At 64.8% G+C, this 21,128-nt stretch carries 19 protein-coding genes and 2 tRNA genes; 13 read left to right on the top strand and 8 right to left on the bottom strand.

Annotated features, from left to right (window positions below; genetic code table 11):
- Positions 1-18 precede the first annotated feature (18 nt).
- On the bottom strand, positions 19-531 hold the full coding sequence (locus tag RhoFasB10_RS20895; RefSeq protein WP_243637017.1) for a PH domain-containing protein: 513 nt from the start codon (positions 529-531) through the stop codon (positions 19-21).
- 254 nt (positions 532-785) lie between these two features.
- On the opposite strand from RhoFasB10_RS20895, the gene RhoFasB10_RS20890 reads away from it, so the two are divergent.
- The 5 genes from RhoFasB10_RS20890 (at position 786) to RhoFasB10_RS20870 (ending at position 7,108) form a co-directional block, all read left to right on the top strand.
- The gene (locus tag RhoFasB10_RS20890) at positions 786-2,753 is read left to right on the top strand and encodes an acetolactate synthase large subunit (RefSeq protein ID WP_068428439.1); all 1,968 of its coding nucleotides are present in this window, start codon (positions 786-788) and stop codon (positions 2,751-2,753) included.
- Positions 2,750-3,253, top strand: coding sequence for an acetolactate synthase small subunit (ilvN, locus tag RhoFasB10_RS20885; protein WP_068428441.1), 504 nt, complete (start codon positions 2,750-2,752; stop codon positions 3,251-3,253). Before RhoFasB10_RS20890 ends, ilvN begins: the two co-directional genes overlap by 4 nt.
- Positions 3,254-3,310: 57 nt before the next feature.
- On the top strand, positions 3,311-4,312 hold the full coding sequence (gene ilvC, locus RhoFasB10_RS20880; RefSeq protein ID WP_174551464.1) for a ketol-acid reductoisomerase: 1,002 nt from the start codon (positions 3,311-3,313) through the stop codon (positions 4,310-4,312).
- Positions 4,313-4,460: 148 nt separating this feature from the next.
- Positions 4,461-6,056 (top strand): phosphoglycerate dehydrogenase, encoded by a 1,596-nt coding sequence (serA, locus tag RhoFasB10_RS20875; RefSeq protein WP_114332652.1) that lies wholly within the window; start codon positions 4,461-4,463, stop codon positions 6,054-6,056.
- Between the two features lie 41 nt (positions 6,057-6,097).
- Positions 6,098-7,108 (top strand): 3-isopropylmalate dehydrogenase, encoded by a 1,011-nt coding sequence (locus tag RhoFasB10_RS20870; RefSeq protein WP_068428450.1) that lies wholly within the window; start codon positions 6,098-6,100, stop codon positions 7,106-7,108.
- Positions 7,109-7,183: 75 nt separating this feature from the next.
- Here RhoFasB10_RS20870 and RhoFasB10_RS20865 read toward each other — a convergent pair whose 3' ends face one another.
- Positions 7,184-8,329, bottom strand: a complete 1,146-nt coding sequence (locus tag RhoFasB10_RS20865; RefSeq protein ID WP_167678395.1) for an MFS transporter — start codon at positions 8,327-8,329, stop codon at positions 7,184-7,186.
- A 187-nt stretch (positions 8,330-8,516) separates the two neighbouring features.
- Between RhoFasB10_RS20865 and RhoFasB10_RS20860 the strand changes: the two genes are divergently transcribed.
- The 3 genes from RhoFasB10_RS20860 to RhoFasB10_RS20850 are packed head-to-tail and all read left to right on the top strand — an operon-like array spanning position 8,517 to position 11,801.
- Entirely contained in the window at positions 8,517-9,290 is a 774-nt protein-coding gene (locus RhoFasB10_RS20860) for a fumarylacetoacetate hydrolase family protein (protein ID WP_068428456.1), read from the top strand.
- Between the two features lie 35 nt (positions 9,291-9,325).
- On the top strand, positions 9,326-10,798 hold the full coding sequence (gene gltX, locus RhoFasB10_RS20855; protein ID WP_167678358.1) for a glutamate--tRNA ligase: 1,473 nt from the start codon (positions 9,326-9,328) through the stop codon (positions 10,796-10,798).
- 19 nt (positions 10,799-10,817) lie between these two features.
- Complete coding sequence (locus RhoFasB10_RS20850; protein WP_346764443.1) at positions 10,818-11,801, top strand: YihY/virulence factor BrkB family protein; 984 nt, start codon at positions 10,818-10,820, stop codon at positions 11,799-11,801.
- Here RhoFasB10_RS20850 and RhoFasB10_RS20845 read toward each other — a convergent pair.
- Complete coding sequence (locus RhoFasB10_RS20845) at positions 11,783-13,303, bottom strand: bifunctional 3'-5' exonuclease/DNA polymerase (protein ID WP_167678391.1); 1,521 nt, start codon at positions 13,301-13,303, stop codon at positions 11,783-11,785. The two genes, RhoFasB10_RS20850 and RhoFasB10_RS20845, sit on opposite strands and share 19 nt — an antisense overlap.
- A gap of 206 nt (positions 13,304-13,509) precedes the next feature.
- Between RhoFasB10_RS20845 and RhoFasB10_RS20840 the strand changes: the two genes are divergently transcribed.
- A tRNA-Gln gene (locus tag RhoFasB10_RS20840) sits at positions 13,510-13,581 on the top strand.
- A gap of 116 nt (positions 13,582-13,697) precedes the next feature.
- Positions 13,698-13,770 (top strand) — tRNA-Glu (locus RhoFasB10_RS20835).
- 56 nt (positions 13,771-13,826) lie between these two features.
- On the opposite strand, the gene RhoFasB10_RS20830 is transcribed toward RhoFasB10_RS20835, so the two are convergent.
- Genes RhoFasB10_RS20830 through RhoFasB10_RS20820 form a run of 3 tightly spaced genes read right to left on the bottom strand, consistent with a single transcriptional unit; the run spans position 13,827 to position 15,316 of the window.
- Positions 13,827-13,994 carry a DUF5302 domain-containing protein gene (locus tag RhoFasB10_RS20830; RefSeq protein ID WP_165839592.1) on the bottom strand — a complete coding sequence of 56 codons (168 nt, stop codon included), beginning with the start codon at positions 13,992-13,994 and terminating at the stop codon, positions 13,827-13,829.
- A gap of 55 nt (positions 13,995-14,049) precedes the next feature.
- On the bottom strand, positions 14,050-14,559 hold the full coding sequence (locus RhoFasB10_RS20825) for a PPOX class F420-dependent oxidoreductase (protein ID WP_114331288.1): 510 nt from the start codon (positions 14,557-14,559) through the stop codon (positions 14,050-14,052).
- A gap of 55 nt (positions 14,560-14,614) precedes the next feature.
- A complete protein-coding gene (locus tag RhoFasB10_RS20820; protein WP_068428468.1) occupies positions 14,615-15,316 on the bottom strand; it encodes an IclR family transcriptional regulator in 702 nt (233 codons plus the stop codon).
- A 190-nt stretch (positions 15,317-15,506) separates the two neighbouring features.
- Here RhoFasB10_RS20820 and leuC point away from each other — a divergent pair, with 190 nt between their 5' ends.
- The 3 genes from leuC (at position 15,507) to RhoFasB10_RS20805 (ending at position 18,443) form a co-directional block, all read left to right on the top strand.
- Positions 15,507-16,931, top strand: coding sequence for a 3-isopropylmalate dehydratase large subunit (gene leuC, locus RhoFasB10_RS20815; protein ID WP_167678356.1), 1,425 nt, complete (start codon positions 15,507-15,509; stop codon positions 16,929-16,931).
- Positions 16,932-16,981: 50 nt separating this feature from the next.
- Positions 16,982-17,599: a 3-isopropylmalate dehydratase small subunit gene (gene leuD, locus RhoFasB10_RS20810; RefSeq protein ID WP_068428474.1), complete on the top strand. Its 618-nt coding sequence runs from the start codon at positions 16,982-16,984 to the stop codon at positions 17,597-17,599.
- A 148-nt stretch (positions 17,600-17,747) separates the two neighbouring features.
- Positions 17,748-18,443: an HU family DNA-binding protein gene (locus tag RhoFasB10_RS20805; RefSeq protein WP_068428477.1), complete on the top strand. Its 696-nt coding sequence runs from the start codon at positions 17,748-17,750 to the stop codon at positions 18,441-18,443.
- Between the two features lie 133 nt (positions 18,444-18,576).
- Here the strand turns inward: RhoFasB10_RS20805 and RhoFasB10_RS20800 are convergent, their stop codons facing one another.
- Both RhoFasB10_RS20800 and RhoFasB10_RS20795 read right to left on the bottom strand, forming a co-directional pair.
- Positions 18,577-19,512, bottom strand: coding sequence for an NUDIX hydrolase (locus tag RhoFasB10_RS20800; RefSeq protein WP_114331264.1), 936 nt, complete (start codon positions 19,510-19,512; stop codon positions 18,577-18,579).
- Positions 19,512-21,128, bottom strand: a 1,617-nt coding sequence (locus RhoFasB10_RS20795) for an RNA degradosome polyphosphate kinase (RefSeq protein WP_167678354.1), incomplete at its 5' end; no start/stop codon positions are given. The genes RhoFasB10_RS20795 and RhoFasB10_RS20800, both read right to left, overlap by 1 nt.

Below are 21,128 nucleotides of genomic sequence, written 5' to 3'. Positions count from 1 at the left end.
GGCAAGGCTACTCCCGTATCACGAGGTGCCCTTGTCCGGTCCGTCGTCGGTTTCCGAATCCTGCTCCGCCCGCTCGGCATCGGCCGCGGCGGCATCGGCTGCTGCTGCCGCGTACGGATCGGTGATGCGTCCACCGCTCGCGGCCGCCAACTGAGGCAGACGGTCGAAACGAACGAGAGGGAGTGACTTCTCGCTCTTGTCCTTCAGCACGACGCGTGCCCACCGGCGATCGGGAAAGTGGATGCCGCGGACGTCGTCCCACCCTATGAACTCGGAGCCGAGGAATCGACGCACCGAAAGACCGTCGATCGACACCACGGTCCTGACCCGAATCACCCACACGGCCACTACGATGGGGACCACGAAGAGCCAGCCGAGAGCGGCAGGCCAACTCGCTGCGGGGAAGAAAACTCCGAACAGGAGCAGGGCCACGCCGATCAGCGCGAGGCGGGGAAGCCGGATGACCTGTGGGGAGGGATCGGGCGTGTGGGATGATGTGTCCGGTGGTTCGGACTGCTGCGGAGACGACACCCATTCATCTTCGCATTGCAACTGCGCGATCTCACATAATGGGATTGCGTCGTGACGAGTTTGACTGTTCGCTATGCGCGCGCCTACCGTCGAGCGCGTGAAGCGGAATCAGATACTCGTAATCGGCCGGCGCGTCGTCGCCTGAGCCGGTTCATTCCAACTCGCATCGACGCGCCACCCTCGTACAGCCTCGGCTGGCGGGGGTTTTTTCTTGCCCAGAGATCGTCCAGTACCAAAACCCTGAGGAAGCCGCAGTGAGCGCACCAACCGCACGCCCAGGGCCCACGACACGTAAGTCGGGGGCAGTCAGCAGCTCGTCGACGCAAGAGACGCCGACGGTAGGCATCGTCGAAGGATCTCGCCGTCAGGTCGCACCCGAAAAGGTGACCGGCGCGCAGTCCGTCGTCCGAGCGCTCGAGGAACTCGACGTCGACACGGTATTCGGTATTCCCGGCGGCGCCGTCCTTCCCGTCTACGACCCGCTCTTCGACTCGAAGAAGGTCCGTCACGTCCTCGTCCGGCACGAGCAGGGTGCAGGACACGCTGCAACGGGTTACGCCCAGGCAACCGGCCGCGTCGGTGTCTGCATGGCGACGTCCGGACCCGGCGCGACGAACCTCGTGACCCCGCTCGCCGACGCGCAGATGGACTCGGTCCCGGTCGTCGCGATCACCGGTCAGGTCGCCCGCAGCCTCATCGGCACCGACGGGTTCCAGGAGGCCGACATCTCCGGCATCACCATGCCGGTGACCAAGCACAACTTCCTGATCACCGACGGGGTCGACATCCCGCGGATCATCGCCGAGGCGTTCTACATCGCCGCGTCCGGTCGTCCGGGCGCTGTGCTCGTCGACATCCCGAAGGACATCCTGCAGGCGCAGACGACGTTCTCGTGGCCGCCGGAGATGCGACTGCCCGGCTACCGTCCGGTGACCAAGCCGCACGGCAAGCAGGTTCGCGAAGCGGCGCGCTTCATCGCCGACGCGAAGCAGCCCGTGCTGTACGTCGGCGGCGGTGTCATCAAGGCCAATGCGTCGGCCGAGTTGCTGGAACTCGCGGAGCTGACCGGCATTCCGGTCGTCACCACCCTGATGGCGCGTGGCGCGTTCCCCGACACGCACCAGCTGAACCTCGGCATGCCGGGCATGCACGGAACCGTTGCAGCCGTTGCGGCACTGCAGAAGAGCGACCTGCTCATCACGCTCGGCGCTCGTTTCGACGACCGTGTCACCGGCAAGCTGTCGTCGTTCGCGCCGAACGCCAAGGTCATTCACGCCGACATCGACCCGGCCGAGATCGGCAAGAACCGATACGCGGACGTGCCGATCGTCGGTGACTGCAAGGAGGTCGTCGTCGAGCTGATCGAGGCCATCCGCGCGGACCGTGCCACCGGCACGACGCTGGACCTCGCGGAGTGGTGGACCTACCTCGACGGCATCCGCAAGACGTACCCGCTGAGCTACGACCGTCCCCAGGACGGGAGCATGTCGCCGGAATTCGTCATCTCCGCGGTCGGCAAGGCCGCAGGTCCCGACGCGGTGTACTGCGCGGGCGTCGGCCAGCATCAGATGTGGGCGGCGCAGTTCATCGACTACGAGAAGCCGCGTACGTGGCTCAACTCGGGTGGTCTGGGCACCATGGGGTACGCGGTTCCCGCAGCCATGGGCGCCAAGATGGGCGTGCCGGACACCGAGGTGTGGGCGATCGACGGCGACGGCTGCTTCCAGATGACCAATCAGGAACTCGCCACGTGCGCGGTCGAGGGCATCCCGATCAAGGTCGCGTTGATCAACAACGGCAACCTCGGCATGGTTCGGCAGTGGCAGACGCTGTTCTACGAGGAGCGTTACTCCAACACGAACCTCGGAACCCATGGCACGCAGCGCATTCCGGACTTCGTCAAGCTGGCCGAGGCTCTCGGTTGCGTCGGAATCCGGTGCGAGCGCGAGGAAGACGTCGACGACGTCATCGCGCAGGCCCGGGCGATCACGGACCGGCCGGTCGTCATCGACTTCATCGTCGGTGCCGACGCGCAGGTCTGGCCGATGGTGGCCGCAGGCACGGGTAACGACGAGATCATGGCAGCACGCGGCATCCGCCCGCTGTTCGACGAGGACGAGGCCTCGGTCGCCGAGCCGGCCGTCATCCACGAAGCCATGAACCGCGAGCAGGCGCACGGTGAGGCGCTGTCCGCGAACGACGAGAAGGGCACCGCGAAGTGAGCACGAGTCATACCCTCAGCGTCCTCGTCGAGGACAAGCCAGGTGTGCTGGCCCGCGTCGCCGCGCTGTTCTCGCGTCGCGGATTCAACATCTCCTCGCTCGCCGTCGGCGGCACCGAGATTCCCGAGATCTCGCGCATGACCATCGTCGTGACCGTCGACGAATTCCCGCTCGAACAGGTGACGAAGCAGCTGAACAAGCTCATCAACGTCATCAAGATCGTCGAGCAGGACGACGACACGTCGGTGGCGCGAGAGTTGGTCCTGATCAAGGTGCGTGCCGACGCAAGCGTGCGGAGCGAGGTCATCGAAACGGTGAACCTGTTCCGCGCCAAGGTGATCGACGTGTCGCCCGAGTCCGTCACGGTCGAGGCGACGGGCACCCGCTCGAAGCTCGATGCGTTGCTGAAGATGTTGGACCCCTATGGAATTCGAGAAATAGTTCAGTCGGGAGTCGTTGCCGTCGGACGTGGACCGAAATCGATCACTGCCTCGCGCTAGCCGCGAGCAGTACAGCGTAAAACCCAAGAGGAAAGGTAATAACCAGTGGCAGTCGAGATGTTCTACGACGACGATGCTGATCTGTCGATCATCCAGGGCCGCAAGGTCGCGGTCATCGGCTACGGAAGCCAGGGCCACGCGCACTCGCTGAGCCTGCGCGACTCGGGCGTCGACGTCCGCATCGGCCTGAAGGAAGGCTCGAAGTCTCGCGCCAAGGCCGAGGAGCAGGGACTGACCGTCGGTACGCCGGCAGAGGTTTCCGCATGGGCCGACGTCATCATGGTGCTCGCACCCGACACCGCTCAGGCATCGATCTTCAAGGAAGAGATCGAGCCGAACCTGAAGGACGGCGACGCGCTGTTCTTCGGTCACGGACTCAACATCCACTTCGACCTGATCAAGGCTCCTGCCGGCGTCACGGTCGGCATGGTGGCCCCCAAGGGCCCCGGCCACCTCGTGCGTCGCCAGTTCGTCGACGGCAAGGGCGTTCCCGCGCTCATCGCCATCGATCAGGACCCGAAGGGCGAGGGCCAGGCGCTCGCGCTGTCGTGGGCCAAGGGCATCGGTGGCACGCGCGCAGGCGTCATCAAGACCACGTTCAAGGAAGAGACCGAGACGGACCTCTTCGGCGAGCAGGCTGTCCTCTGCGGTGGCACCGAAGAACTCGTCAAGACGGGCTTCGAGGTCATGGTCGAGGCCGGCTACGCACCCGAGATGGCGTACTTCGAGGTTCTGCATGAGCTCAAGCTCATCGTCGACCTCATGTACGAGGGTGGCATCGCCCGCATGAACTACTCGGTGTCCGACACCGCGGAGTTCGGCGGCTACCTCTCCGGCCCGCGCGTCATCGACTCGGGCACCAAGGAGCGCATGAAGGCGATCCTGGCCGACATCCAGTCCGGTGAGTTCACCCGTCGCCTCGTCGCCAACGTCGAGAACGGCAACACCGAGCTCGAAGGCCTGCGCAAGGCCAACGCCGAGCACCCCATCGAGGTCACCGGCAAGAAGCTGCGCGACCTGATGAGCTGGGTCGACCGTCCGATCACCGAGACGGCCTGATCCGTCGTACACGAGTGAAGGGCATCCGCGAGGGTGCCCTTCGCTCGTTCGGTGAGGGTGAACCCCGTGCTGTTCGCCCAGGCCATTAAACTTGTCCCGCACTCGCACTCTTTCACCAGCTCGAAACCGACATAGGGGAGTTCTTCACGTGAGCCAGCCAGGCCGTCCTGTCGTTCTGATCGCCGACAAACTTGCGCAGTCCACAGTCGAGGCCCTCGGCGACGGCGTCGAGGTCCGTTGGGTCGACGGCCCGGACCGCCCCGCCCTGCTCGCCGCCGTCCCCGAGGCCGACGCGATCCTCGTTCGCTCCGCGACGACAGTCGACGCCGAGGTCCTCGCCGCAGGCACCAAGCTGAAGATCGTCGCCCGCGCAGGCGTCGGCCTCGACAACGTCGACGTACCGGCAGCCACCGAGCGCGGTGTCCTCGTCGTCAACGCACCGACGTCGAACATCCACACCGCTGCCGAGCACGCCGTGACGCTGCTGCTGTCCGCTGCGCGTCAGATCCCCGCCGCCGACAAGACGTTGCGTGAGCACGAGTGGAAGCGCAGCAAGTTCAACGGCGTCGAGATCTTCGGCAAGACCGTCGGCGTCGTCGGACTCGGCCGCATCGGCCAGCTGTTCGCGCAGCGCCTCGCCGCGTTCGAGACCCACGTCATCGCGTACGACCCCTACGTCTCCGCGGCACGCGCCGCGCAGCTCGGCATCGAGCTCGTCAGCCTCGACGAACTGCTCACGCGCGCCGACATGTTCTCGGTGCACCTGCCCAAGACCCCCGAGACCAAGGGCATCATCGGCAAGGAAGCCCTCGCCAAGACCAAGCCCGGCGTCATCGTCGTCAACGCGGCTCGCGGTGGGCTCGTCGACGAGCAGGCTCTCGCCGACGCCATCACCAGCGGCCACGTCTTCGCTGCAGGCATCGACGTCTACGCCAGCGAGCCCTGCACCGACAGCCCGCTGTTCGAACTGCCCCAGGTCGTCGTCACGCCGCACCTCGGTGCGTCGACCACCGAAGCGCAGGATCGCGCGGGCACCGACGTCGCGAAGTCCGTATTGCTCGCTCTCGCAGGCGAATTCGTTCCCGACGCAGTGAACGTCAAGGGCGGCGCGGTCGGCGAGGAAGTGTCGCCGTGGCTCGACATCGTTCGCAAGCAGGGTGTCCTGCTCGGTGCGCTATCCGACGAACTGCCGTCGTCGCTGTCGGTCGACGTCCGCGGTGAGCTCGCAGCCGAGGACGTCGAAATCCTCAAGCTGTCGGCGCTGCGCGGTCTGTTCTCCGCCGTCATCGAGGACTCGGTCACGTTCGTCAATGCACCCTCGCTCGCCGAGGAGCGCGGTGTCACCGCCGAGGTCACCACGGCACCCGAGAGCGAGAACCACCGCAGCGTCGTCGACATCCGCGCCGTCTACGGCGACGGCACCGTCCTCAACGTCGCGGGCACGCTCACCGGAACCCAGCAAGTCGAGAAGATCGTCAACATCAACGGACGCAACTTCGACCTGCGTGCCGAGGGCAAGAACCTCATCATCAACTACACCGACCAGCCCGGCAGCCTCGGCCGCATCGGCACACTGCTCGGTGACGCGGGCGTCGACATCCAGGCCGCGGCGCTCAGCCAGGACTCCGAGGGCGACGGCGCGACGATCCTGCTTCGCGTCGACAAGGACGTGTCCGCCGAGGTCAGCGCGAACATTGCCTCGGCGGTCGGTGCGTCGACCATCGAGCTCGTCGACCTGTCCTGATCGTCTCTCACATCCATTCGCTCGAACAGAACGAGGAGTCAATGAAGCTCGCCGTCATCGCTGGAGATGGAATCGGCCCCGAGGTCGTCGACCAGGCACTGAAGGTGCTGGACGTCGTCGTCCCCGGCGTCGACAAGACCGAGTACGACCTCGGTGCTCGCCGCTACAACGCGACCGGCGAGCTTCTCCCGGATTCCGTTCTGGACGAGATCCGGGCGCACGACGCAATCCTGTTGGGCGCCATCGGCGATCCGTCCGTGCCCAGTGGTGTGCTCGAGCGCGGACTGCTGCTGCGCGCTCGGTTCGCGCTGGACCACCACATCAACCTGCGTCCGGCCAAGCTGTACCCGGGTGTCGTCGGACCGCTCGACGGCAACAAGAACATCGACATCGTCGTCGTCCGTGAAGGAACCGAAGGCCCGTACACCGGCAACGGCGGTGCGCTGCGCGTCGGTACGCCGAACGAGGTCGCGACGGAGGTCAGCGTCAACACTCGCTTCGGTGTCGAGCGCGTGGTGCGTGACGGTTTCGCGCGGGCCATAGGTCGTCGCAAGCACCTGACGTTGCTGCACAAGACGAACGTATTGTCTTTCGCCGGTAGCCTCTGGGCACGCACGGTCGACGAGGTTGCCAAGGAATTCCCGGAGGTCGAGGTCGCCTACCAGCACATCGACGCCGCCATGATCCACCTCGTCACCGACCCCGGTCGTTTCGACGTCATCGTCACCGACAACCTGTTCGGCGACATCGTGACCGACCTGTCCGCAGCCGTCAGCGGCGGAATCGGTCTCGCAGCCAGCGGAAACATCGACGCGACGGGTACGAATCCGTCGATGTTCGAGCCCGTTCACGGCAGCGCACCCGACATCGCGGGCCAGGGCAAGGCGGATCCCACGGCCGCGATCCTCTCGGTGTCGCTGCTCCTCGCACACCTCGGGGACACCGCGAACTCCGAGCGCGTCGAAGCTGCGGTGGCCGCGGACCTTGCGTCGCGCGGAACTGCTCCGGCCTCGACGTCGGAAATCGGTGACAGGATCGCGTCGAAGCTGTAACCCTTTCTCGCACCGAAGGCCTCCTCCGGTCACTCAGAGTGACCGAAGGAGGCCTTCGGTTTGTGCGGACCCCGGTCAGTCCTTCGACTCGTGGTCCGCCGGGATGACGGGGACGGACAGGGCGGGGAAGATCGAGGACACCAGGAACGCCACGGGAAAGCTGACGGCCGCGAGGGCGCCGAATGCCGGGGGTACGAGGGACGCGGCGATGTACTGACCGGTGTTCTGCATTCCCAGCGCACGACCGCTCCAGTACGGTCCCGCGAACTCCGCCACCGCGGTGAAGGCCAACCCGTTGGGTGCGACGGTGACGACCGATGCGACGACCATGACGACGATGGACACGGGGGAGTCCATCCAGTTGGTGATCGCGAGTACGAGCATGGTGACCGTCGTCGATACGGCGACCCAGCGGAGCGGACGCATTCGGCTGCCGACGCGGTCGGACAATGCGCCGACGCCCATGCGGCCGAGGGCTCCCAGGATCTGGGTTGCGGTGACGAGTACACCGGCCGATGCGGCGGACCATCCGCGGTCGGACATCAACCACACGAGTGCGTACGTCCACACGACGTACTGCGGCACGACGAGCAGGATCGACGTCGAATGGATACGCCACAGCTGGCTGCTCGTGCGATACGGGTTGACCAGCAGTCCTTGCCTCTCGGCCGCAGCGCGGTCCGGACGCGGGGGATCGACGACGCCCAGGCACAGAATCGCGCCGAGTCCACAGATGACCGCTGGGACGAGCAGAGCGGATCCGACGCCGTGGTCGCGCGCGATGGACGGGATGGTCATCGCGGCGACAGCGACACCCAGTGGAACCGACATCTGACGGATTCCCATGGCGAGCCCACGCTGCTTCGGCGGGAACCAGCCGACGACGACGCGTCCGCTCGCACTGTTGGCACTGGCTGCAGCCATTCCACCGACCAGGAGACACAGCCCGAGTATCGGTAGCGAAGTGGTGAAGTACGCGGCGACACTCGCGAGTGCGGTGAGCCCCAATCCGATTGCCAGAACCAGCCTTTCGCCGACGCGATCGACGAGCACGCCCCATGCGATGAGCGTCAGCATGATGCCGACCGTCGGCATCGCGACGAGAATTCCGGCGGTCGCGAAACTGAGGCCGAGATCGTCGTGCAGTGCGGGGATCAGGAAGGCGGCGCCGTTGATGAACACGGCTCCTGCGGTCTGGGCAAGCATTCCGAGCCCGAGCATGAACCACTTTCGACGACTCGTCGTCCGGCTCTCACTGTCGGTTCTCGTCACGTTCCTCACTGCTCCATCTCACTATGTAAACACTGAATCTCTCAGTGTGAACTCTGCGATCGACTGTACTCCGCGACGGTGGTGGGCAATTCGACGGCCCGGCCACGAGGAAAACGTGGGTCGATAGACTTTCGGTATGCGACTGGGTCGAATTGCAAGTCCTGACGGTGTGGCTTTCGTGAGTATCGAAGGGGAGGGTGACGCGCAGACTGCCAAGGAAATCGCCGAACATCCTTTCGGCACACCGACCTTCACCGGGCGCTCGTGGCCGCTCGCCGATGTTCGCCTGCTGGCGCCGATTCTCGCCAGCAAGGTGATCGCGATCGGCAAGAACTACGCGGCGCACGCCGCGGAGATGGGTGGCGAAGCGCCCGAATCTCCCGTCATCTTCATCAAGCCCAACACGTCGATCGTCGGACCGGGCGCTCCGATCGTGCTTCCCCCGACGTCGAACGAAGTTCATTACGAAGGCGAACTCGCGGTCGTCATCGGCCGCCCCTGCAAGGACGTTCCCGCGTCCAAGGCTCTCGACGTCGTGCTCGGATACACCGTCGCCAACGATGTATCCGCCCGCGATCACCAGCGTGCCGACGGTCAGTGGACCAGGGCGAAGGGGCATGACACGTTCTGCCCGCTCGGTCCGTGGATCGAGACGTCGCTCGATGCATCGGACGTCGAGATCAAGACCGAGGTCGACGGCCAGGTCAAGCAGCACAGCCGCACGTCGCTGCTGTTGCACGACATCCCGAAGATCATCGAATGGGTCTCCGCCGTCATGACTCTGCTGCCCGGTGACGTCATCCTGACCGGCACTCCGGAGGGCGTCGGGCCGATCGCCGACGGCCAGTCGGTGTCGATCACCGTCGAGGGCATCGGAACGTTGACGAACCCTGTCGTAGCCAAGAACTAGACACACACACTCAAGCCCTCGAACGTGAGCGAGACATGACCTCCACCGAAGTACGAGTCCGATTCTGCCCTTCGCCGACGGGCACACCCCATGTCGGCCTCATCCGCACCGCGCTGTTCAACTGGGCGTTCGCGCGCCACCACGGTGGCTCGTTCGTCTTCCGCATCGAGGACACCGACGCGGCCCGCGACTCCGAGGAGTCCTACGCCGCCCTTCTCGACGCCTTGCGCTGGCTCGGTCTGACGTGGGACGAGGGCCCCGAGGTCGGTGGACCGTACGAACCGTATCGGCAATCGCTTCGACGCGAGCAGCACCTCGAGGTCGTCGCGAAGCTTCTGGAGGCAGGGGAGGCGTACGAGAGCTTCTCGACGCCCGAGGAAGTCGAGGCCAGGCACAAGGCGGCAGGTCGCGATCCGAAGCTCGGGTACGACAATTTCGATCGTGACCTCACGCCGGAACAGAAGCAGTCGTTCGTCGACGAGGGACGCAAACCCGTTGTGCGCCTTCGCATGCCGGATCACGATCTGACGTGGAACGACTTGGTGCGCGGCGAGACGACGTTCAAGGCGGGAACGGTTCCGGACTTTGCGCTCACCCGTGGCAACGGAATTCCGTTGTACACGTTGGTCAATCCTGTCGACGACGCACTCATGAACATCACCCATGTTCTCCGTGGTGAGGACCTCCTGTCGTCGACGCCGCGTCAGCTCGCGCTGTACGAAGCGTTGGTCCGTATCGGAGTCGCGCAGCGGACACCGGAATTCGGTCACCTTCCCTTCGTGATGGGGCAGGGAAACAAGAAGCTGTCCAAGCGCGATCCCGAGTCGAATCTGTTCATTCACCGCGACCGCGGGTTCGTTCCCGAAGGGCTGCTCAACTATCTGGCATTGCTCGGGTGGGGGATTTCGGACGATCACGACGTGTTCTCGTTGGAGGAGATGGTCGAGGCGTTCGAGATCGGCAAGGTCAACTCGAACCCGGCGCGCTTCGACCAGAAGAAGGCCGACGCCATCAACGCCGAGCAGATCCGACTGCTGGAGCCGGCGGATTTCGCGACGCGTCTGCGTGCCTTCCTCACCGAGCACGGCCATCTGCCTGCCGAGATCGACGAGGCGCAGTTCGCGATCGCCGCGGATCTGGTGCAGACACGCATCGTCGTGCTGTCCGACGCGTGGGGGCTGCTGAAGTTCCTGTACGTGTCCGACGACGAATTCGAGATCGATCCGGCGGCCGCGTCGAAGAATCTCGGTGCCGACGCGGGCCCGGTGCTCGACGCGACCATCGCCGCGTTGACGGCACTGCCCGAATGGAAGACAGCCGAGCTCGAGGAATCGCTGAAGTCCGCGCTGATCGACGGTCTGGGGCTCAAGCCCCGCAAGGCATTCGCTCCCGTGCGCGTTGCGATCACCGGATCGCACATCAGCCCGCCGCTGTACGAATCCATGGAACTGCTCGGCCGCGACAAGTCGCTCGCTCGACTCGGCGCGGCGCGCGCCCTGGTGGGTTGATCCACCCGATGGCGAGCCGGTGAGCGCTTCCGGCCGGGTGGACCGGTTCCAACGCAGACATCCGGTGGTCGGGTTTCCGCTCGCTGTCGTCTACAAGTTCGTCGACGATCAGGGTGGCTACCTCGCCGCCCTGATCGCCTACTACGCGTTCGTATCTCTTTTTCCGCTGTTGCTGTTGGGCTCGACCATTCTGGGGATCGTGCTCGCGGGCAATCCCGATCTGCAGCAACAGATTCTGGACTCGGCGCTGAATCAGATCCCGATTGTCGGGCAGGACGTCGGCGAACCCACTCGCATCGGTGGCGGCACACTGGGTCTCGTCGTCGGCGTCGTCGGATCGCTGTACGGCGGTCTCGGTGTCGCGGTGGCGTTCCAGAATGCGATGAACACCGCGTGGGCCGTCCCGAAGAATCTGCGCCCGGACCCGATTCGGGCACGCCTACGCGGTCTGGGGCTGCTCAGTACCGTCGGAGTCGCGGTACTCGGCATCACCGCGGTCAACGTGATCAGTTCCGCGGGCTACTTCGGGGAGATCACGGGCACCGTCGTGCTGGCTGCTGTCGTTCTGTTGAACATCGTGGTGTTCGGTGTCGCGTTCCGGCTCGCCACGGCGAGGCCACTGTCGGTGGGGGACGTGTTGCCGGGTGCTGTAGCGGCAGGGGTGATCTGGCAGCTCCTGCAGACGTTCGGCGGGGTCTACATCAAACATGTCGTGAGCCGAGCCTCGATCATCAACGGTGTGTTCGCGGTCGTGCTCGGACTGCTCGCCTTCATGTACGTCGCAGCGGTTCTCATCGTCGTCGCGGTCGAGATCAACGTCGTACGCGTCGACAAGCTCTATCCGCGTTCGCTGTTGACCCCGTTCACCGACGATGTCGACCTGACCGAAGGGGACCGTCTCACCTACACCGGGCAGGCGGAGGCGCAACGCAGCAAGGGGTTCGAGGAGATCGACGTCAGTTTCGACGGCCCGGGACCGAACGGTCAATCCGGATCGGCGTAGTGCGGCCGGACCGCGATGTCCATCGGGAAGCGTACGACGGTGTCGCCGAACAGCAGTCGCGTCGCCGCCAGCGCGGAGTCGACGACGAGTCCGCGCGCGGTGTCGGGGTCGGACGTGTGGACCACGACTTCGTCGTGTTGAAAGAACACCAGTTCGCCTGATCCTGGATGTGCCGACAGGCGTCGCCGTAGTTCGGCCAGGAGACAAAGCGCCCATTCCGACGCCGTCGCCTGCACGACGAAGTTCCGTGTGAAGCGGCCGCGGGCATGGGTGTCGCCGTGGGACCACCACTCCGGCGTCGGCGGCGGGCAGGCTCGTCCGAGCCACGAACGGACCGTCTCACCCCGTTCGCCGGCGCGCGCGGCGCGTTCCACGTAGTCGACGGCGTCCGGGAAGCGGCGACGCAGCAGCGTGAGGAGGGCCCGCGCGTCACCCGACGTCGCGCCGTAGAGGACTCCGAGGATCGCGACCTTGGCCTTGGCTCGGTCCCCGCCGAATGCGGCGCCGGCGACCAGTGCGTAGAGATCGTCGCTGCCCGCTGCATTCATCATCTGTCGATCACCCGACATCGCGGCGAGAATGCGCGGCTCCAACTGACCGGCGTCGGCGATCACGAAGGTGTGTCCTGTATCCGCGATCACACTGTGCCGCAGGGCCTTCGGAATCTGCAGTGCACCGCCGCCACGGCTCGCCCAACGCCCGGACACGACCCCACCGGGAACGTACACGGGACGGAACCGGTCGTTCCTCACCCAGGTGTCGAGCCACGACCATCCGTTGGTGCTGAACAATTTCGCGAGATCGCGGTAGCGAAGAATCAGCGGGATCGCAGGATGGTCGATCCGTCGCAGAACATGGGCGCGTGTGGAGTCGAGCACGATGTCCTCCCGGGCGAATGCGGCCACCACCTCGGCGGGCGATGCCGGATTGACTCGGCGACCGAAGACCTCGCCGACGGCGATTTCCAGTTCGATCATCGACCGCGGCAGCGATCCGTCGGGTGGACGGGGACCCAGGACTGTCTCCAGGTACTGCCGATGACGCGTCGACGAGAACGGCAGCCCGTCGTAGCTCATCTCTGCGGCGGTGAGTGCTCCCGCCGATTCGGCGGCGACGAGCAGTCGAAGCGTCGCCGAATCCTGCATCGCGATGGCGTGCGTCCGATACGACTCGACCAATGAGCCAGGCGACGGAGGGTCGTACGTCTCGAAGAGGCCCGGCCGATCGTCGCGGTCGACGGCGGCCACCATCACCTCGCCGCGCCGCGTCGCCAGAATCGACTCGGTGAGCTCGAGGTCGTGGCAGCGCTGGACGCGAACGCCTGCGTCGAGCAGCGGGGGATAGACGCGCGCTGCAGAGTCCCAGATCCAGCGTGGGTGAGAGTCGGCCTCGATCCTGCAGACGGTGTCCGCAAGATCGGAACATGTGATTCCGTCGCGGACCGTTCCGTCGTCATCGATCGGAACCAGGACGCCACCCGCGCCCGACGGTGCGACGACCATCTTCACGGCGGATTCTCGCGAACGTTCACCCCATGCAGTCTTCAGTAGTGTCGTTTACAGGCCATCGACGGGGCCGCGGAGTCAAGTCAATGCCTCTGACCAGGCGATTTGGAGAATCATGGGTGGGCCCTGCTAATCTCTATCACGGCTCGAAACGAGGTGCAGAGCGCAGCGGAAACGCTCGCCGAGCAGTTCGAGAAGGTCATTGGGGTATGGTGTAATTGGCAACACAGCGGTTTCTGGTACCGCCATTCTAGGTTCGAGTCCTGGTACCCCAGCAAGCGCGAAGCGGCGATTTGGTCGCAGAGCGCGAGCCGGTTAAGCTTCCTGAGCACTCAGCGAGTGGTTGGCGGAGTGCAACCGGAAGCAACACTGCAAGTGCTGTAAAGATCCTGGCCCCGTCGTCTAGCGGCCTAGGACGCCGCCCTCTCAAGGCGGTAGCGCGGGTTCGAATCCCGTCGGGGCTACAACGAAAACCCTCCCACCGATCGCGGTGGGAGGGTTTTTTCGTTCGTCGGGACGGTCATACACTCTTGCGCCGGAACATCTTCTGGTGATCGGCCGGCCCGTGCGCGTTGTGCACCTTGGGTCCGCCGTCCAGGTGGTCGGTCGCGGTCACCGACTTGTGGTTCTTCTTGTCCAGCACTTCGCGGAACTTCTTCTTCAGATTCTCGTTGTCGGACTGGGTCATGATCACTCCTCGGGCGTCGACTGCCCACGAAGGTACTCCTCCCGGCAGGTCGGACTCACCCCATTTTCGAAAGGTACTGAGCCGTGGTGCCGCCGAGCGGAAGCGTCGGGAGCCCCAGTTTGCGGTGATCCCAGGAACGAATCCGGTCGACGACGACGCGAACGACGATTCTCTTGTTCATCATCTGCTCGACCATCGGGCGAACCTCGTCCGAATAGGGACCGGTGTAGCGCTCCCAGACGCTGATGCCGACGTTCAGGGTGGCGTCCGGATCGTCGACGACCTCGGCGTGGCCGTCGATCGACACACCGCGCAGTGTGTCGTACGTATGACCGTCCTCGACGAGAACCGTGATGCGCGGATCGCGGCGTAGGTTGACGGCCTTCTGGGACTTCGCTTTGGTCTCGAACCAGATTTCGCCGTCGAGCAGCGCGTACCACATCGCGACGAGATGCGGTGTGCCGTCACGACCAATCGTCGCGAGGGTTGCGACGCGGCTGCGTTCGAGAAATTCGCCGATCTCGGCGTCGGTCATCGTGATCTGTGCCCGTTGATTGGTTCCCACGAGCATCTTCCTATCAGAGGAGACCGATCGGTGTTCGCATTCGACGAACGACGGCTCACAATCGCTTGTGAATGGCCTCCGCCGCCGCGAGGAGGTCGGCGGCCCAGCGGGCGCCGGGGCGCCGACCGATTCGATCGATTGGACCGGAAACCGACACTGCCGCAACGACATTGCCGACCGCGTCGCGAATCGGCGCGGCCACCGACGCGACGCCGGGCTCACGCTCGCCTGCACTCTGTGCCCATCCGCGTCGACGCACCTCGGCCAACGCGCGCTCGCCGAATTCGGCCTCGGGCAATATCGCTCGTTGAGCGTGCGGATCGGCCCACGCCAGAAGGACCTTGGCGCCGGAGCCTGCAGTCATCGGAAGGCGCGCTCCGACGAGGACCGTGTCGCGCAGTCCCGTCGGAGGTTCCATGGAGGCGACGCAGACGCGAACCGATCCTTCGTGCCGGTAGATCTGCACGCTCTCGCCGGTGATCTCACGCAAGCGGGGAAGGACCGAGGCGGCCGCGTCGAGAAGCGTGTCCGACGCGGTGGCGGCGAGTTCCGCCAGACCGGGTCCAGGACGCCACAGGCCGTTGGCGTCTCGGGTGAGAAGACGGTGGATCTCGAGTCCGACGGCCAGACGGTGGGCAGTCGCGCGGGGGAGTCCGGTTCGTGCGCAGAGATCGCTCAGCGTGCAGGGTTCCTCGGCTACCGCGTACAGAACGCCCATAGCTTTGTCCAGAACTCCGATGCCGCTATGCTGTCTCATAGGTCGATACTAGCGTCTCGCATAGTGGGAATGCACATTGTGAGATCGCACAGGGTGCGCGCACGATGCGAGAGACGCGCAGTGGGTGTGTGCTGTGCAGTGTCGACGAACGACGCGACGTGGGCCGGCCCGTAGCCCACCGGCGCGACAGGCAGAAGTGACTCGAGCGAAGTAGAGATTGGTGGTAACCATGTCCGGAACAGCACGCACGCTGGCGGAGAAGGTGTGGGATCAGCACGTCGTCGTACGCGGCGAAGGTGAAGGTGCTTCGCGTGAGCCCGATTTGATCTACATCGATCTGCATCTCGTGCACGAGGTCACCAGTCCTCAGGCGTTCGACGGCCTCCGTCTCGCCGGGCGACCGCTCCGACGGCCGGACCTCACCATCGCCACCGAGGACCACAACGTCCCGACCGCCGACATCTTCGCGCCCATCGCGGATGTCGTGTCGCGGACGCAGGTCGACACGCTCCGCAAGAACTGCGAGGAGTTCGGAGTTCGGCTGCACCCCATGGGCAATCTGGATCAGGGCATCGTCCACATCATCGGCCCGCAGCTGGGCCTGACGCAGCCGGGAATGACGGTTGTCTGCGGAGACAGTCACACTTCGACGCACGGTGCTTTCGGCGCCATCGCAATGGGAATCGGCACGAGCGAAGTCGAACACGTCATGGCGACGCAGACGCTGTCGCTGCGTCCGTTCAAGACGATGGCGATCACCGTCGACGGGCAGCTCGCGCCCGGCGTCACGAGCAAGGACCTGATCCTCGCCGTGATCGCGAAGATCGGCACCGGTGGCGGTCAGGGTTACGTTCTCGAGTACCGCGGCGAGGCCATCCGCGCGATGTCGATGGAAGCTCGAATGACGATCTGCAACATGTCGATCGAGGCGGGGGCTCGCGCCGGCATGATCGCGCCCGACGAGATCACCTACGAATACATCAAGGGGCGGCCGCACGCACCGCAGGGCGCGGACTGGGACGAGGCCGTCGCGGCGTGGGACCAGCTGAAGACCGATCCGGATGCCGTCTTCGACAACGAGGTTCACATCGACGCGTCGTCGCTCACGCCGTTCGTGACGTGGGGTACCAACCCGGGGCAGGGCGCGCCACTCGGTGATCGCGTTCCGAATCCGGACGATTTCGCCGACGAGAGCGCCAAATTGGCTGCCGAGAAGGCGCTGCAGTACATGGGTCTCGAGGCAGGAACTCCGCTGCGGGAGGTCTCGGTCGACACCGTGTTCGTCGGATCCTGCACCAACGGTCGCATCGAGGATCTGCGTGCCGTCGCAGAGGTTCTCGACGGCCGCACGGTCGCCGACGGTGTGCGCATGCTGATCGTGCCCGGATCGATGCGCGTGCGCGCACAGGCCGAGGAGGAAGGTCTCGGTGAGATCTTCACCGCCGCAGGCGCCGAATGGCGCCAGGCCGGATGCTCGATGTGTCTCGGAATGAACCCGGATCAGCTCGCGTCCGGCGAGCGTTCGGCGTCCACCTCCAACCGAAACTTCGAAGGGCGTCAAGGGAAAGGGAGCCGTACTCACCTGGTCTCGCCGCTCGTCGCGGCTGCCACTGCGGTACGAGGCACGCTGTCGTCGCCCGCCGATCTCGTCTGACCCGGCCTTTCATTCGCACGAATTATTCGTTGACCGTAGGAGATTTTTCGATGGAACCCTTTACCAGCCATAAAGGAATCGGCGTACCGCTGCGTCGGTCGAACGTCGACACCGATCAGATCATTCCGGCCGAGTACCTGAAGCGAGTCACGCGTACGGGTTTCGAGGACGGTCTGTTCGCCGCGTGGCGAAACGATCCTGATTTCATTCTCAACAACAGTCCGTACGACCGCGGTTCGGTTCTGGTGGCGGGACCGGACTTCGGAACGGGGTCCTCGAGGGAGCATGCGGTGTGGGCCCTCTCCGACTTCGGATTTCGGGTCGTCATCGCGTCGCGTTTCGCCGACATCTTCCGCGGGAACGCCGGAAAGGCGGGTTTGCTGGCCGCACAGGTCGAGCAGAGCGACGTCGAATTGATCTGGAAGGCACTCGAAGAGCAGCCGGGACTCGAGATCACCGTCGATCTGGAAGAGAAGACCGTCACAGCGGGAACCTTGGTGGTGCGCTTCGATATTGACGACTACACGAGGTGGCGCCTGCTGGAGGGCCTGGACGACATCGGATTGACGTTACGCCAGGTAGACGCCATTGCCGAGTACGAAAAGGCAAGGCCTTCATGGAAACCTACGACGCTTCCCGAGCGCATCGAGGCCCCGTCCGAAGGGTAGGAAATTCGGCCTCCGAGACCTACTGTGGCGGTAAATCTTTCCGTTGCGCCTGATGAAAATTGGCGTGGCGCATAGACTCTTGACGTCTTGGGGTTTACCGTTGTAGTAGTCGGTCCGACGATGGGCCACAATATTGCGGAGGAAATCCATGAACAAGGCAGAGCTGATCGATGCCCTGACCGAGAAGTTGGGGTCTGACAGGCGGAGCGCGACCGAGGCTGTCGAGAACATCGTCGACACCATCGTGCGTGCAGTTCACCGTGGCGAGAGCGTCACCATCACCGGATTCGGTGTGTTCGAGCAGCGTCGCCGTGCGGCTCGTGTCGCGCGCAACCCTCGTACCGGCGAGACCGTTCGCGTGAAGCCGACCAACGTTCCTGCTTTCCGTCCGGGTGCTCAGTTCAAGGCCGTCATCGCTGGCGGACAGAAGCTTCCGGCGTCCGGCCCTGCCGTCAAGCGTGGATCGGCTGCTGCGCCGGCGAAGAAGACTGCAGCAGCGAAGAAGACCGCAGCCAAGAAGGCAGCAGTCAAGACGACCGCTCGTAAGACCACGGCAGCCAAGAAGGCAGCACCGGCCAAGACGACGGCCCGCAAGACCACCACCGCCGCCGCGAAGAAGGCAGCACCGGCCAAGACGACGGCCCGCAAGACCACCACCGCCGCCGCCAAGAAGGCAGCTCCCGCGAAAACGGCTGCCAAGAAGACCACGGCTGCAGCGAAGAAGGCTCCGGCCAAGACCGCAGCCAAGAAGACCACGGCTGCAGCGAAGAAGGCTCCGGCCAAGACCGCAGCCAAGAAGACCGCCGCCAAGAAGGCCCCGGCCAAGCGCACCGCACGCAAGTAAGCGTCGAACGGTACGGCAGTACCGAAAACAACGACAGGGCCCCGACATTCGATGTCGGGGCCCTGTCGTCGTCCTGTATGTCGTTGTCGTGGACCGTTTCTGTGTCGGCCGTTGTGTCGTGTCGTACCGCGTATCAGTCTTCGGCAGGCACGGTCGGCAGCGGGCTCGCCAGGTGATCGGCCGCGATCAGTTTGTCGCCGTACAGCGTCAGCACCCAGACGCTGCCTTTTCGATTGCGGTTCGGCGGTAGCGTGACGCCGTCCTTCTCCGCCCACCACGACAGCAGATCCGGAATGACCTTGCCCTGACTGCACAGTGCGGTCACGTGATCGGCCGACGCGATCTCGCGGGCACGCCGGCGAGCGGTCGGCGGGTCCTCCCAATACCCCTCTTCGGACAGCAAGGGTTCCAACGTGATCTGTTCCCCCAGCGCGTCCGCAAGAGGCTGGACGGTTTGCACACACCGCCGCCGATTCGCCGCGTGCACGGTCTCCGCTCCGAACGCTCGCAGCTGTCCGACGAGCGCCGCTGCCTGGGTTTGTCCGAGCTTGTCCAAGGGGCGTAACGCGTCGTCGCCTTTGTAGCGCGATCGTTGCCCGGCGCGACCGTGCCGAACCAGCAACAGGGTCCGGGTGTCCGCCGGTTGCTTCAGGAATTTGTTCAGCACCTTGCGATCCATCGGATACGACAATTCACGCGCGGCGTGCTCGGGGCTTACCCATCTCAGCTCGTCCACTTCGGAGTTCGCTTCGAATTTGCCGTCGCGTGCCTCCGCGGCCCAGTAGTCGACCTTCTTCGTCTTCTGGTGCCCCGGAACGGGATACGTGACCTTGGTCAGATACCGGCCCAATCGGGCGTCGAACCCCGTCTCCTCGGCGATTTCCCGCACTGCGGCCACGACGGCGTTCTCGCCCGGGTCGATCTTTCCCTTCGGAAAAGACCAGTCGTCGTACTTCGGGCGATGAACGAGAGCGACACGAATGTCGCCTCCGTCGCCGGGGCATCGTCGCCACAGGACGGCACCCGCGGCGAAGATGTTGGCGCGCAGCGATTTGTCGCCGCGGCTCATCAGGAGGCCCGACTCCGACGGCTGCGCATCAGCTCGACCTGGTGCTCGCGCACGGTCTCACCCTGTGCGGGCGACGCGGCCCAGCTGCCGTCGGGCTGCAGAACCCAGCAGCGCGTGGTCGGGTCGAGAGCGGACTCGAAGATGTCGTCGAGTTGAGCAGTCAACCGTGGATCCTTCACCTGCGCCATGACTTCCACGCGGCGGTCCAGATTGCGATGCATCATGTCCGCGCTGCCGATCCAGAATTCTTCCGAACCGCGGAACTCGAGTACCCGTGAGTGTTCGAGGAAACGCCCGAGAATGGAACGCACCTCGATGTTCTCGCTCAAGCCGGGTACGCCTGGCTTCAGCGCGCAGATGCCGCGCACGACGACCTGAATCGGGACTCCGGCAGCGGACGCACGGTACAGGGCGTCGATGACCTGTTCGTCCACGAGCGCGTTGGCCTTCAACCGGACACCGGCGTTGCGGCCGGCCTGCTTGTGCTCGACCTCGCGTTCGATGCGCTCGATGATTCCGCGTCGAACCCCGTACGGAGCCACCAGGAGGTTCCGGTAGTGGGACTTGCGGGAGTATCCGGTCAGCGAATTGAACAGGTCGGTGAGGTCGGCGCCGATCTCGGGCGACGACGTCAACAAGCCCACGTCCTCGTAGATGCGGGCAGTCTTCGGGTTGTAGTTGCCGGTTCCGATATGGCAGTACCGACGAATGACCGATCCTTCGCGTCGAACGACGAGGCACGTCTTGCAGTGCGTCTTCAAGCCGACGAGACCGTATACGACGTGTACCCCGGCTTTTTCGAGCTTGCGTGCCCATTCGATGTTGGCCTGCTCGTCGAACCGCGCCTTGATCTCGACCAGTGCGACGACCTGCTTGCCCGCGCCTGCCGCGTCGACGAGTGCGTTGACGATCGGTGAGTCACCGGAGGTGCGGTAGAGAGTCTGCTTGATGGCGAGCACGTGCGGATCGGCAGCCGCCTGCTCGATGAAGCGCTGCACACTCGTCGAGAACGAATCGTACGGATGCTGCACCAGCACATCGCCGTCGCGCAGCGTCGAGAACACGCTTTTCGGTGTCTCGCGCTCGCCGAACGCCGGATGCGTCGCGGGCACGAACGGTGCGTCCTTGAGGGTGGGACGGTCGACGCCGTACACCTGCCACAGGCAGGACAGGTCGAGGAGGCCCGGCACCTGGATGACGTCACCGGGGTCGACGTCGAGTTCGCGCAACAGCAGACCCAGCATGTGCTCGGTCATGTCGTCGGCGATCTCGAGGCGGACCGGAGAACCGAATCGGCGACGCGCCAGCTCGCGTTCGAGTGCCTGCAGCAGATCCTCGTCTCGATCTTCCTCGACCTCGAAATCCGCGTTGCGCGTGATGCGGAACGCGTGGCTCTCCACGACTTCCATTCCGGGGAACAGGACGTCGAGGTGCGCCGAGATGACCTCTTCCATCGCGAGGAACGCATCGACGGCCTGGCCGTCGCCGCCGCGTCGCACACGCACGAAACGGTCGACGTTGTCCGGAACCTTGACGCGCGCGAAGTGCTCGCCTGCGGTGGCGTAATCCTTAACCGTGACAGCGAGATTCAGGCTGAGGCCGCTGATGTACGGGAA

Source organism: Rhodococcus sp. B10 (assembly GCF_011770055.1).
In the GTDB taxonomy this organism is placed as follows: Bacteria; Actinomycetota; Actinomycetes; order Mycobacteriales; family Mycobacteriaceae; genus Rhodococcoides; species Rhodococcoides kyotonensis_B.
This window is presented reverse-complemented; position numbering and strand designations above follow the sequence as displayed.